This window comes from Mesorhizobium sp. ES1-6, assembly GCF_020164775.1.
Classification (GTDB): domain Bacteria; phylum Pseudomonadota; class Alphaproteobacteria; order Rhizobiales; family Rhizobiaceae; genus Mesorhizobium.
The window spans coordinates 61,178-73,941 of the sequence record NZ_JAIUGU010000017.1; the positions used below are offsets into that span (position 1 = coordinate 61,178).

At 58.8% G+C, this 12,764-nt stretch carries 13 protein-coding genes; 3 read left to right on the forward strand and 10 right to left on the reverse strand.

The features are described from left to right. Positions 1-43 precede the first annotated feature (43 nt). The 10 genes from LB564_RS29095 to LB564_RS29140 all read right to left on the reverse strand — a co-directional run bounded on the left by LB564_RS29095 (position 44) and on the right by LB564_RS29140 (position 7,791). A complete protein-coding gene (locus LB564_RS29095) occupies positions 44-421 on the reverse strand; it encodes a response regulator transcription factor (RefSeq protein WP_224542540.1) in 378 nt (125 codons plus the stop codon). A gap of 1 nt (position 422) precedes the next feature. Then, on the reverse strand, positions 423-1,064 hold the full coding sequence (locus LB564_RS29100) for a response regulator transcription factor (RefSeq protein WP_224542541.1): 642 nt from the start codon (positions 1,062-1,064) through the stop codon (positions 423-425). A 575-nt stretch (positions 1,065-1,639) separates the two neighbouring features. Beyond that, complete coding sequence (locus LB564_RS29105; RefSeq protein ID WP_224542542.1) at positions 1,640-2,230, reverse strand: HupE/UreJ family protein; 591 nt, start codon at positions 2,228-2,230, stop codon at positions 1,640-1,642. 69 nt (positions 2,231-2,299) lie between these two features. Beyond that, positions 2,300-3,334, reverse strand: a complete 1,035-nt coding sequence (locus LB564_RS29110) for a DUF4331 family protein (RefSeq protein WP_224542543.1) — start codon at positions 3,332-3,334, stop codon at positions 2,300-2,302. A 205-nt stretch (positions 3,335-3,539) separates the two neighbouring features. After that, positions 3,540-4,382: an alpha/beta fold hydrolase gene (locus tag LB564_RS29115; RefSeq protein WP_224542603.1), complete on the reverse strand. Its 843-nt coding sequence runs from the start codon at positions 4,380-4,382 to the stop codon at positions 3,540-3,542. 779 nt (positions 4,383-5,161) lie between these two features. Continuing rightward, positions 5,162-5,698: a DUF488 domain-containing protein gene (locus LB564_RS29120; RefSeq protein WP_318012866.1), complete on the reverse strand. Its 537-nt coding sequence runs from the start codon at positions 5,696-5,698 to the stop codon at positions 5,162-5,164. Between the two features lie 2 nt (positions 5,699-5,700). After that, entirely contained in the window at positions 5,701-5,910 is a 210-nt protein-coding gene (locus LB564_RS29125) for a DUF2945 domain-containing protein (protein ID WP_224542544.1), read from the reverse strand. A 141-nt stretch (positions 5,911-6,051) separates the two neighbouring features. Next, the gene (locus LB564_RS29130; protein ID WP_224542545.1) at positions 6,052-7,089 is read right to left on the reverse strand and encodes a zinc-binding dehydrogenase; all 1,038 of its coding nucleotides are present in this window, start codon (positions 7,087-7,089) and stop codon (positions 6,052-6,054) included. Beyond that, positions 7,082-7,342 (reverse strand): hypothetical protein, encoded by a 261-nt coding sequence (locus LB564_RS29135; protein WP_224542546.1) that lies wholly within the window; start codon positions 7,340-7,342, stop codon positions 7,082-7,084. Before LB564_RS29135 ends, LB564_RS29130 begins: the two co-directional genes overlap by 8 nt. An 8-nt stretch (positions 7,343-7,350) precedes the next feature. Continuing rightward, a complete protein-coding gene (locus LB564_RS29140) occupies positions 7,351-7,791 on the reverse strand; it encodes a nuclear transport factor 2 family protein (protein ID WP_224542547.1) in 441 nt (146 codons plus the stop codon). 1,418 nt (positions 7,792-9,209) lie between these two features. Here LB564_RS29140 and LB564_RS29145 point away from each other — a divergent pair. The 3 genes from LB564_RS29145 (at position 9,210) to LB564_RS29155 (ending at position 12,763) form a co-directional block, all read left to right on the forward strand. Further along, entirely contained in the window at positions 9,210-9,728 is a 519-nt protein-coding gene (locus LB564_RS29145; RefSeq protein ID WP_224542548.1) for a Dps family protein, read from the forward strand. Between the two features lie 98 nt (positions 9,729-9,826). Continuing rightward, positions 9,827-10,291 carry a DUF1348 family protein gene (locus LB564_RS29150; RefSeq protein ID WP_224542549.1) on the forward strand — a complete coding sequence of 155 codons (465 nt, stop codon included), beginning with the start codon at positions 9,827-9,829 and terminating at the stop codon, positions 10,289-10,291. Between the two features lie 174 nt (positions 10,292-10,465). Beyond that, positions 10,466-12,763, forward strand: a complete 2,298-nt coding sequence (locus tag LB564_RS29155; protein WP_224542550.1) for an FdhF/YdeP family oxidoreductase — start codon at positions 10,466-10,468, stop codon at positions 12,761-12,763. Position 12,764: the final 1 nt, after the last annotated feature.

The window sequence follows — 12,764 nt, forward strand, 5'->3', positions numbered from 1 at the left end:
GCAAGTCCTCATCTTCGAGAAGGGTCTAGGAATGTTGTCCTCGTCAATCGCGAAATAAGAGAGCGTCGGATACTGCATCAAGCAATGCTCTGGTATCAAACGGCTTCTGAAAAACTCTGGAAACAGGAGCTTCGATTACTCTTCTTTGCGTCGCCAGTTCCTCCCTGCCTGTGATAAAGATGACAGGAAGACTGGGAAGTCGAGCGTTCGCCCTCCGTTGCAATTCAACCCCATCCACCACCGGCATGCCGATGTCGGTGATCAGGCAGTCCACCTCCGACAAGCGATCATCCTGGAGAAGAGACAACGCAGTGTCATAGGAACGGACCTTATGCCCGGCTGACTCCAGGAGATCTCCCAGAGACTCAAGTAGATACGGATCATCGTCCACGATCGCGACGACCCACTGACGGGAATTCACTTCACAAAGCTCCTGCATGCCGGGAATGAGTTATCGGGATATCAAGCGTGGCGGCAATCCGCACCAGATCGGCAAGTGAGGCTGCCCGCATCTTCTGCATGACCTTGGCTCGATGAATTTGGAACGTGACCTCGCGTATCCCGAGCTCTGCTGCCGCCTGCTTGTTCATAAGCCCGCTAATCACGAGCGGGAACACCTCTCGCTCGCGAGGTGTAAGCTCGGCAAAGCGGCGTCGGAGTACACCCAACTCGTCCTGTTTCGTACGATGCTCCCGATCTCGCTCAATCCCAACCTTGATAGCGATCAGCAGATCCGACTCGTGGAAGGGTTTAGTGAGGAAATCAACGGCACCTCGCTTCATCGCCCTGACCGTCGAGGGGATGTCCCCATGGCCCGTAATAAAAACAACCGGTGGATGATCGCCGCTGGCGATCTGGTCATAGAATTCAAGCCCGTTTACGCCCGGAAGCTCGATATCAAGCACAATACAGCTGGGCAAGTCGGGCCGTGGGTATGCGAGGTACTCGCTTACCGACCCCACTGCGATGCACCGAATGCCCGCCGATGCTAGGAAGTCACTGATCGACTCCTGCACCCGAGCATCGTCGTCTACGAGAAAGATGACGTGATCGGAACCTTCCACCCGGAGTTCTCCGCTCCCTGCCCTCAACTAGCGGTAAGAACCCCGCTCGTTCGACAGTCTAGCAGACAACGAGAGCATGCGATGTAATGGATAACAATGATTGTAGGACCTTTATCGGAGTGTCTCGCTGCGGAAAATGGTGATCGAATCACCTCGGCAGGTCAGTTCGATATTGGTGCCCGTAATCAGCTGAGATGCTGACCGACGGCAGGTCGTTGCCTTTTGACATGGCGAGACAGTATCTCTGCGGCACATCGCGAGCGCAATCGTCAAGTTGGTGCCCGTTACGCACTATCGCGATGATCGTGGCATTGTCTCTCGCGAGACATTCGACATTTGGACGGTCGGTGCGGCATGGGTGCGACCGGGGCGGCTTGCGACGGCCGCACATGCAGCCGCATGATCAGCCGTGGTGAGAGTCATCGCGAGGAAACGGCCACGCAATTCATGTTGCGACATATTGATCGGCGCCGTCGCTGGAGCGACCGCTGCGTGGCCTGCCGGCCTCAAAGGGGCTGACGGGGAGCGGCCGAAGCCGGCGAGTGGCCAGTGTTCGGTCGAACTACATGAGGCTACTAACCGCCAGCGATCATCCAGAAACCGGCCAAGGCGGTAAGGCCGCCAGCCATTTGGGCGATCCGACGTTGCGTTCCGTCAATCGCAGGTCGCGATAACCCAATACCTATCCTCAGGCCGACGGCATGGAGAAGAGCAGTCGCGATGACAAAACCTATCAGGAACGGAAACACCCCCGCTTCACCAAGTTCGCCGCCATGTGCGTATCCATGGAAAAATGCGAAGAAGCTCACCAATAGCATTCCCACCGATGTTGGAGCTTGAAGTGCCACGAAACCGAGCAGACCGAGAATGACGACTGACACGGTAACGACGGCTTCTTCGAACGGAAGGCCGACCCCGAGCAGGGATACAACGAAGCCGACTATCATCATTGCGACAAACGCTGACGGGACGAGCCATTTGGCGCTCCCTCCTAGCAGAGCAGCCCACAAACCCACGGCCACCATTGCCAGGATGTGATCGAGGCCAAAGAAAGGATGAGACAAGCCTGCGAGAAAGGAGCCGTGCTCCCCGGGGTTGAGGTGCGCAAACGCGGGGACGACGTTAAACATCAGGATCACGGTCACGACAGAAAGTAGCTTCAACATATCCGTCTTTCCTTTCTTGGCTCAGTCTGAAATTCTATTGGCATCAGCAATTAATGCGTCTGGGAGCGCTCAGGCATTGAGCGGAGGTAAATAGGGAAAGATGGTCGACGGTTTCGAAGTTACAGACTCCTTGCCGATGCCGAGGCGGACTGGCGCGTTGGCCGCGATGCTGAACATTACGTCGGCAACGTTATCCGTAAGAGAGCGGCCGTTCCATTCTCCAAACCCGAATGTCGCCTGCGTGCCCACCTCATAGGGTAGGATGTTTGGGAAGAAACGATGGGCGACCGCCAAACCGTAGCCCGAAGGGTCTTCCGAGGTTCCGTTGGCGGCCACGACCGCCGCGATGGCCTGGGCGGTCCGTAGACCGTAAGTTGCGAAATCGTCGGTCGGCCGTCCGGTGTTCAGCACATTGCCCAGATCCTCGTCGAATTGCGTGAACAGCGGGTGGATCATCGGCAGTCCTATGCGGTTGATCGGGCGCCAACCGCCCGCGTCGGTCGCTAAGGTCGCGACAGCCCACACTCCGAGGCGCTTGCTAGCGGCCCCGGTGAGCAGTTCGGCGTCGGGAACTTCGAGCACGATCGAGTAGACAGTGTGGCCGGCAAACAGATTTCGGGCCCTTGCCGGATCCCACTCAGCAAGGTTGGTGGCTGTGCCGTCCTGGAATGCATGGCCCATCGCGTGAAGGAGGTCAGGATCGATCCAAAACGGGTCCCCGGCCTTTCCTGCCCAGAGGCGAAGGCCATTCGCCGATGTCGCGCCTCGGTTGGTGACCCCATCGATGATCGCCACTCCAGGCGCGTTCGGATCGCCTGCATCCTTCCCGTCTATCCGGTGCAACAAAAAGCGTTGACTGCCATCCGCGTCCGCAGCATCGAACGTTACGCGAAAGGTGATCTCCTCGACCGCATCGCCGTTGAGATCGATCTTGAACTCGTACATTCCCTCCGGATGAAACCCAGGCACCGGAAGTTTACCAAAAATCGAGTGGCAGACATTAATCGCGAATACCGTGCCTGTCGTCCCACGAAAGGCGTACAGGTCAGTAATGTCGAGTCGGATGTCCTGGCGTGCAATCGGGGAATCAAGATGGTGGGACATAACGATCTCCAAATGAGTTCTGCCGGCCGGGCCAGGCAAGTTGACCTAGGGTTCAACAGTTCGCGCCCGGCTGATATTTCCAGCATGTCGCGCTCGCTCGGCGCAGTTTCCCCGGTCTCGGCTATCCCCCTGCCCTCACCGACAAAGGCAGCGGCCTGGAGAAGGCGCACACGGCACGTCTTCTCCAGGTTGGGTGCTCGCCCCATTACCCTTTCAGGAAGGACAAAATTTCCGGGTTGAACACGTCTGCATGGATGGTGAAGGCGCCGTGCGGATAGCCGGGGTAAAGCTTCAGCGTGCTGTTCTTGATCAGCTGGTGCTGAAGCACCGAAGCATCCTTGTAAGGAACCACTTGGTCGTCCTCTCCCTGCATGATCAGGGTCGGCACGGTAATCGCCTTCAGGTCGTCCGTTTGGTCGGTTTCGGAGAAGGCCTTTATGCCTTCGTACTGTGCGATTGCGCCACCCATCATACCCTGGCGCCACCAATTCTCGATTACACCCTGCGAGACCTTGGCGTTGGGCCGATTGTAGCCGTAGAACGGGCCGGAGGCGACATCGAGATAGAACTGCGACCGGTTGGCTGCCAGCGCCTTGCGGTAGCCATCGAACACCGTGATCGGCGTACCCCCAGGATTGGAGGCGGTCTTCAGCATCAGAGGCGGAACCGAACTGATCAGAACGGCCTTGGCAACGCGGCGCTGCGGCTCGCCAAATCTAGCTACATAGCGGGCAACCTCGCCGCCACCCGTCGAGTGGCCGATATGGATGACATCCCGCAGGTCAAGATGCTCTACCACGGCGGCGGCGTCTGCCGCATATTGGTCCATATCGTTGCCGGTGGACACCTGGGTCGAACGGCCATGGCCGCGACGGTCATGGGCGACGACTCGATATCCATTCGCCAGAAAGAATAGCATCTGGTTGTCCCAGTCGTCGGAAGAGAGCGGCCAGCCGTGATGGAAATGAATAGGTTGGGCGCTTTTGGGACCCCAGTCCTTGTAGAATATCTCCGTGCCGTCTCTGGTCCTGATAAATCCGCTGCTCATTAGATGCTGTCCTTTCGCGAGGTTGGCGTCCTCCGCGGACGCTGGAACGGGAAGCAAGGGCGTGGCCGCAAGGATCGCCATACCGGCCACCATCTCGCGGCGGTTGAATCTGAATGCCGGAGTGAGTGCTTGTACGTCCATGTCCATCGCCTCCAGGGGTTAAGCTCACGGTTGGAAACTAGTCAGGAAACGGCGGAGCCAGAATCGTACTAGTGGGTCGTTAGGCTGTATATGAGCACAATCAGAAGGGCTGGCTGGCCAGTTGGAATAGACTCTCGCGTGCCGTCAAAGCCTCTCCAGTCCAGGGAGACTGCACCTGTCGCCCGCGGGCAACGGTCTGAAAAAGGTTACTGCGGGTCGACGATCAAAGAGCTCTGACGGAAGGTAATGCGGATCGGCGCCGTCGGTGGCCGGAGCCTGCGACCTCACGGTTTGCTTAGACCGTTATCACCGAATGGCGTCCTAACTGTTTCGATGCGGCATCGCGACGGTAGCATTGTGCTCAAGGAACAGGGTCTTGCCGCGCTCTCTGCTTTGGAGGTTTCCCGCGCAATCGAGAGGGGACCGTCACAATCGGGTTGAACGCCAGGTCTTCGCAAGCCCCTGGCGGAATACCCTTCTATGTCACGAAACCGGCATGTCATTGAACAAGCGCGCGGGGGGCGGTCCCGGACAGACGTTTCGCTGACATTTCGTCGGGGCGGCGTTATCTTCGACATATTCGCATCGGCAACGCACCCATCAGGTCGAACTTGCGATACGGAATAGAGCCGGCTTCGCTAGTCGGGCTTACTGGGCGGGTAAACGACACATCCATGCTCGGTGACGACCGCACCAGCGGTGAGCGCCGCCCGGCTCATTTGCCCCAGGCCCATAATGTGACAAACTTCATGACCGCGTGAAATGAGATAGTCGGCTATTATGCGTCTATGACAACGCCACCAAACGGCCTCCGAACACATGACTGCCAATCTGTTTGTGAGGCCTCGTGAGATGAGCGTGTCAAGAGATGCTTGAAAAGCGGCTGATAGAGCATAGTCCGCATAGTTGTGAAAACTTCGATTTTGCCAGAGGGCATTGCGTTCGTCTGGCATCTCGATTTGCCGCTGTCGGCGGCCGCCCAAATCAGGGAAGTATTCGTAAGAAATACCGTGTTTCTCCAGAGCGATCGGGAGGATATCGACGTTGTACGCCGGATTGCTGCGCGACCGGGGAAACGCTCTTACATCGGCAATCAGGTCGATGGAGGCGTATTCCAGAATCGCCGCAAACTGGGGAAAAGAGCGCGTCGAATGCCCAATTGAATAAAACTCCACGGTCAGACCTTCCTGGAGAGCGCCCCCTCTTTGTGGGCTGCGACATGATCCGTCTTGTCACTCCTTATCTCATATTGCGGCTCTTTGTCCGAGGCGTGGTGAGTGTATCCCTTGAAGACGAAATCCTTCTGGTGAATTCGTATTATATTACCGCTCACAGGTCCCACTTCTGAGTTCCAGGTGACGCGATCGCCATAGCGATATTTGGGCATGCTTTACCTTTCCGACTTGGCGATTCCTCGCCATACTTAGCGCTGAACGCGTTCGTATGGTCCCCCCACCGCCCCAATGTTCGCCTCGGCCATGTTGAATCAGGTGTGGGCTCTGCTAAACTGGGCACTGTTGGTCGCCAGCTAGGCAGCCAGATCCGGGGCGACGGAAAGGACAACGCGACCTATCGTACGGCCATTCTCCAGAGCGTCGTGTGCCGCGCCGACGCCGCCGAACGAAACCACCCGGTCCACATGAGGGTATAACTCGCCGCAATCGACCATTCCGGCAACCCGTCGCAAAATGTCGGTCTGTCTCAGCCGGCGAACATGGTCGCCTGCGATCTGCGGCTGCCCTATGTTGACGAAGCGGACGTCGAGATTGTTCCATTCCGCCGCGTCGTTGCTTCCCCGGGGCCATGGCGAGACAACGGTGTTCACCAGCGTGCCGAACGGCGCGGCGTGGTCGAAACTTCGCGCAAAATTCTCGTGTCCCACGAAGTCGAAGACCGTGTCCGCGCCGGCCTTTCCGGTCCAGCGGCGCAAGGCGGCGGCAACGTCCTGCTCGCGATACTGGATCGCTAGTTCAGCACCAAGTGACAGCACAAAGCTGGCCTTTGCGTCGTTTGAAACCGTTGCCGCTATACGGGCGCCGAGCCTGCGCAGGTACTGTATAGCGATATGACCAAGACCTCCTGCGCCGCCATGCACCAGAGCGAAGCTACCCGGCGTGACCCCACCTTTATCGAATACCGCTTCCCACGCCGTGAGCGCCACCGTGGGCAACGCCGCCGCCTCGACAAAGCCTAGGCTGACGGGCTTTCGGGCGGCATAATGCCCATTGAGCACCTTGTATTCGGCGTAGCTGCCAAAATTGCCGGTATAGCCACCGTCATTATACCAGATCGCGTCTCCGGGACGTAGATGGGTTATTGCCGAACCGATCTCCTCGACAATCCCGGCACCGTCGATGCCGAGGATTGTGAACGAATCTTTTGGCCTACTTCCATATATCGCGCCGTTGCGGCGGTTCTGCACGTCGGCCGGGTTGATCCCTGCCGCCATCACGCGGACCAGGATGTCGGTATCGTTCGCAATGCGTGGCCGCGCGATCTCACGAGTTTCAAGGACCTCGGGGCCGCCCGCACGCGTCATGACAAGCGCCAGCATCGTCTCACACATCCGCCGCCCCTCCCATCGCATCGATCAGGCTCCGGACTTCAGCGGCATCGTCGAAGGCCGGTGCGAGAGCGCTGTTCCTCAAGTCCGCTGGGGAGCGTGGGCAACTTGGCGCCATGCTCTTCACCCGCTTGTTGCAGATGGTGGTGACGGGATGTTCGAGCAGGCGTTGGAGCGCCGGCACGTGTGTGATCGTCGCCCAGCCCTTGTAGGGATGCACTCCGATAATTCCGACAGAAATCGGATTTTCAGTCATGATCGTCCCTACGCGTTGGTGACTTGGAAGATCGTCCGGCGAAGCGTCATGCTCGCGAGGCGCCAACCGTAAGGGCCAAGCCTCCATAGCTCATGATAATGACCGTAGCCCTTAATCTGAGCAGGAAGACCGGCTGCCGCTCCAGGAAAGACAAGCACGTCCTCCATCGACCAAATGGCGGTAATCTCAGTTTGCGAGATCTGATTGATTTCGTCGTTGTGGAGCTGGTGGATCGAGTGCGAGCCCGCAATGTAGCTGCGGATGGCTTCCATATAGCTGTCACGATCATCGAAGCTTGCGATGAGTTCGCCTTCAGCGCTGAAAACCCGGACCTCGACTGTCGGTTCTAAAAGTGAGGCGAATTGCTCTAGATCCCGGGTATCGACAAAACGGCAGTACCGCGCCTTGGCTAGTCGGACCTGTTCGATGTCAGTCATTTCGGAATTCATTGCTATACTCCTTTCCAACGCATTTAACTCGTGGGAGGCCCGGGCTATCAGCTGTCGGATCGGCCGATCTTGTCGTGCGAAGGTACTGTCCGGCTGGTTCTGAGGCTTGGCTGATCCAGCTTGGTTGGGCATTGCGTGGCACGTCGCCGAATGCGTGGATGACCATCGTGGTCGAGCGCTCCCGTAAAATTGGGAAGTATGTCCCTTCCGGGGAGCGGAAGCTGTTGCGATGGCCTTTCCGCGACTGTCAATATCCGGTCTCTGCAACAGTCAAAGACGAAACGCAGCATGCCTTTGGAAAAGAACCTGCCCGAATTTTGTGTCACCGTTGCAGCACACAAGGCAAATAAACCACCGATACACTAAGGTTTGGTGCCGGGTTGTTGACAAGGAGAAAGCCATGCCCAGCGTGTATACAGTTCGAGCACTTTCCGTCGCACTCGAGGCGGCGAGGACGAAGGCGGTTGAAACGATCGCAGCAGATGGCAGACCGTTGTCCTCTTCAGTTCTGGCTGATCTCGCCACACTGCAAATCGCACTGACGGCAACACGCCAAACGCTCGAGGAGCATGGAACCCGGTTGGGTTGGAGTGGTGACGAGCAGGCACTAGATCAGGCGGTCATAGATCTTCGCTCAATCGAATAGCCGGATCGCGTTGCCGTTCGGCAATCCTTAGGGCCAACTGACGGCTCCGTGTTTCTTTTGCATTCCTGGAGCAGACAACCTTCGGGGATCTTCTCCCGGGGCACGCCCAACTCATCTTTCAGATCATAACCGCGACGCTTCAGTTCGTCGGTCCGCGATGACGGTTGGCGCCCCATCTGCGCGCGCTCGGGTCTCCCACGTCCTGGGCGGCGCGATTGCCCTTCATGGACTGGCGTCACCCCTCTCGAGACAAGCCGGCGACCGATGCCGGTGGTAAGCGCCTGAACGAGCCGAAGAGCCCCAGAAAGCCAGTGGCATTGTGGCGCCTGCCGTAGCCCTCAGCGGATGAGCAGCCCAGTTTCCTTCATGAGGCGGCCCGGCGTGTCGTTGGGGGCAAATCTCGGAACATACCGAGATCAGACAATCCGTCTCGCAAGGAAACGCGGAGGAGCACTCCGGCGTCCCTTTTGACCGCCCACGGGAGTGGCTCTTTCATGGTCGATCGAGTTTTCACAGGCGCACTGTAGCGCCGGGCGGGCGACGACCTTTAGTCGAGCAGTATCAGGTCAGCTGCATCATGCTCAGTATGCTGACCGGCTGGCGGCGTTCCGCACGCTGACTGCCGCGACGCTCCCGCTGGCCAATGAATTGCCCTTCGTTTCCGGGCATTGAGGAAGAAAACCCGGCATTTATATAAGACCGGCCGGCGTTCCGAGGCCAAGGTAGCGGGGATGGAGCTCGCATTGAGCTCGCTAACCAAAGGATCATCTCGATGACGACCACCAATGCCCTCCGTCTTCGCAGCGCACCACTCCACACCCCCTCCGATCTGGGCGAGAATGCAGTGTCGGATATCTCCGCCGCGCTCACCAGGCTACTGGCCGATACCTTCGTGCTATACCTGAAGACTAAGAACTTCCACTGGCACATGTCGGGGCCGCACTTCCGTGATTATCATCTATTGCTCGACGACCAAGGCGAGCAGATCTTCGCCATCACCGACGACATCGCCGAGCGCTGTCGTAAGATCGGCGGCACCACGCTTCGCTCTATTGGCCAGATCGCCAGGGAGCAGCGGATCTCCGACAATGACGCGACCTATGTGACGCCACACGACATGCTGGCCGAGCTTGCCCAGGATAACAGCACCTTCATAAGTCTCCTGCGCTCGGTCCACGCGGTCTGTGAGGAGCACGACGACGTCGCTACGACCAGCCTGATTGAGGTTTGGATCGACGAGGCCGAGCGCCGCACCTGGTTCCTCTTCGAAGCGGGGCGGACGGCGGACTAACCCCGAGCTTTGAACCGTCGGCGCGGAAACACGGTGCCGCGCCGATGGCAAACGGACGCCGCCTGCCCACTCCCGTTGCTCTCTCACAGGAACACGCCATGTACCCTTCACCGCTCCCACCCTTCACCGAACAGACTGCCACTAAAAAAGTGCGGTCGGCCGAAGATAGCTGGAACACCCGAGATCCGGGCCGAATCGCTCTCGCCTATTCGGTCGACAGCACGTGGCGCAATCGTGCCGAGTTTATAGTGGGCCGGGAAGCCATTGAAGCCTTCCTCACCCGAAAATGGAACAGGGAACTCGATTACCGGCTGACAAAGGAACTTTGGACGTTTGGTGGGAACCGCATCGCCGTGCGGTTCGCCTATGAATACCATGACGACAGCGGCCAATGGTTCAGGGCCTACGGCAACGAGAATTGGGAGTTCGATGCGGAAGGGCTGATGCGCCGCCGGATCGCCAGCATCAACGAACATCCGATCGCGGGGTCCGACCGCAAATTCCACTGGCCTCTGGGTCGCCGGCCCGACGACCATCCTGGTCTTAGTAGCTTCGGCTTCTGATCCGGCGAGTGATCGTCCGTGATCAGTGGAGCAAGCCCAGTGATACGCGACCACCACCTCTGACATCCTTTTAGCGGGCCGATCGCTCCGTCGGGAGATGTCGCAAGCAACTCGACAGCGTGCGGCTTCCTGACGGCGTCGGCCGGCAGATGAGTTCAAACAACAGGCAAATACATGAGTGGCAAGAAGTCTATCGAGCGTTATGACGAGCCTGCTGGCGGGTGGGGTGCGCTGAGGGCGCTTGGCGAGCATCTGATCGAGCAGGACGTTGCGATCAAGGGCGCCACGACGCTGCTGCGCATGAACCAGCCGCTCGGCTTTGATTGCCCCGGCTGCGCCTGGCCGGATCCGAAACACACCTCGTCCTTCGAGTTCTGTGAGAACGGCGGCAAGGCGGTCGCATGGGAGGCTACGGCGAAACGCTGCACGCCGGAATTCTTCGCTGCTCATACCGTCACCGAGCTCGGGACATGGAGCGACTACCAACTCGAAATGACCGGGCGGCTTACACATCCGATGGCCTACGACCAAGCTACCGATAGGTATCTGCCGGTGACTTGGGACGAAGCCTTCGCCACCATCGGCCGGCACCTGAGCGCTCTTCCCGATCCAAACATGGCAGAGTTCTATACTTCAGGTCGCACCTCTAACGAGGCCGCCTTTCTCTACCAGCTTTTCGTGCGCGAATACGGCACAAACAACTTCCCTGACTGCTCTAACATGTGCCACGAAGCCACAAGCGTGGGACTGCCGCTATCCCTCGGCGTGGGCAAGGGCACGGTCCTGCTCGAGGATTTTGACAGGACCGACTGCATCTTCATCTTTGGCCAGAACCCGGGCACCAATAGCCCGCGAATGATGACCAGCCTGCGCGACGCGTCGCGGCGCGGTGCCGCGATCATCTCGTTCAACCCGTTCCGCGAGCGGTCGCTGGAACGTTTCCAGGCGCCACGGAACCCGATCGAGATGGCGACCCTGACATCCACCCCAATCAGTTCACGTTTGCATCAGGTGAAGGTCGGCGGAGACCTGGCCGTGTTGAAGGGATTGATGAAGGTGCTGGTCGAGGAGGACGAACGGCTGCGGAGCGAGCGCCAGATCGAGGCTCTCGACTGGGATTTCATTCATGGCCACACGGACGGCGTCGAGGCGCTCGTCGCAGACCTCAAGGCGACCAGGTGGGAGGACATCGAGCGCCGATCCGGTCTGTCGCGCGCTGCGATCGAGGAAGCCGCTTATGTCTACATGAAGGCAGAGAAGGCGATCGTCGTCTATGGCATGGGCATTACACAGCACCGTCACGGTGCGAAAAGTGTCCAGCAGCTTGCCAATTTGTGCCTGCTTAAGGGAAACATCGGAAAGGACGGCGCTGGCTTATGCCCGGTGCGCGGCCATTCTAACGTCCAAGGCGACCGCACCGTCGGCGTCACCGAAATCCCGGCTGCGGAATTCCTCAGCCGACTGGAGAAGCGCTTCGGCTTCAAGCCTCCCACCGCCCATGGGCACAACGTCGTGACCGCGCTGGAAGCGATGATCGAGGGCCGGGCGCGCGTCTTCATCAGCATGGGCGGCAACATCGTTGCAGCGATCCCCGACTGGCAGGTGACGCACGACGCTTTCCGCCGGCTGGCCCTCAGCGTCCATGTCTCGACCAAGCTGAACCGCAGTCACATTGTCCATGGCAGCGAGGCGCTGATCCTGCCTTGCCTCGGCCGCACCGAGATTGACCTTCAGGCAGCAGGTCCGCAATGCATCACGGTGGAAGACTCGATGTCGATGGTGCACGCGTCGACTGGCATGAACAAACCTGCTTCCGAGCACCTCAAGAGCGAGCCTGCGATCGTCGCCGGAATGGCACACGCCACGCTCGGGATACGCTCAGTGGTGGACTGGGAGATCTTCGTCGCAGACTACAACCTGATCCGTGACGCCATCGAAGACGTCTTTCCGATTTTTGATAGCTACAACACCCGCATCCGCCTAGCCGGCGGCTTTCATCTCACCTCCACGGCGCGCGAGCGCAACTGGATGACTGCTTCTGGCAAGGCCAGCTTTTTGCCGTTTGAGGGGTTCGGTGACGATTCGGACCTCGATGATGACGTGTTATGGCTCACTAGCGTGCGCAGTCATGACCAGTACAACACCACACTCTATTCGCTCTCAGACCGCTATCGCGGCGTGTTCGGCCAACGCGATGTCCTATTCATCAGCGCCGAGGAAATCGAGAAGCGCGGCTTCAAGCCTGACGAACGCGTCGACCTGGTGACTGTCTCGGACGATGGCATTGAACGGGTGGTGCGCAATTTCAAGCTGGTTGCACATGGATTCCCGGCCGGCTGTTGCGCGGCCTATTATCCCGAAACCAATCCCCTGGTGCCGCTTCAAGCGCACGACCCGATGAGCTTCACGCCCTCCTACAAAGGCATCCCAATTCGTATCATGCGGGCCTTCGTTCAAGTCGAGGCTGTCTGAT

Bases quoted from the DNA above. Each gene is read 5' to 3' on its own strand.
- LB564_RS29145 (WP_224542548.1), top strand. From the start codon at position 9,210: ATGACGACCACCAATGCCCTCCGTCTTCGCAGCGCACCACTCCACACC.
- LB564_RS29140 (WP_224542547.1), bottom strand. From the start codon at position 7,791: ATGAATTCCGAAATGACTGACATCGAACAGGTCCGACTAGCCAAGGCG.
- LB564_RS29135 (WP_224542546.1), bottom strand. From the start codon at position 7,342: ATGACTGAAAATCCGATTTCTGTCGGAATTATCGGAGTGCATCCCTAC.
- LB564_RS29105 (WP_224542542.1), bottom strand. From the start codon at position 2,230: ATGTTGAAGCTACTTTCTGTCGTGACCGTGATCCTGATGTTTAACGTC.
- LB564_RS29110 (WP_224542543.1), bottom strand. From the start codon at position 3,334: ATGTCCCACCATCTTGATTCCCCGATTGCACGCCAGGACATCCGACTC.
- LB564_RS29130 (WP_224542545.1), bottom strand. From the start codon at position 7,089: ATGTGTGAGACGATGCTGGCGCTTGTCATGACGCGTGCGGGCGGCCCC.
- LB564_RS29150 (WP_224542549.1), top strand. From the start codon at position 9,827: ATGTACCCTTCACCGCTCCCACCCTTCACCGAACAGACTGCCACTAAA.
- LB564_RS29115 (WP_224542603.1), bottom strand. From the start codon at position 4,382: ATGAGCAGCGGATTTATCAGGACCAGAGACGGCACGGAGATATTCTAC.
- LB564_RS29125 (WP_224542544.1), bottom strand. From the start codon at position 5,910: ATGCCCAAATATCGCTATGGCGATCGCGTCACCTGGAACTCAGAAGTG.
- LB564_RS29155 (WP_224542550.1), top strand. From the start codon at position 10,466: ATGAGTGGCAAGAAGTCTATCGAGCGTTATGACGAGCCTGCTGGCGGG.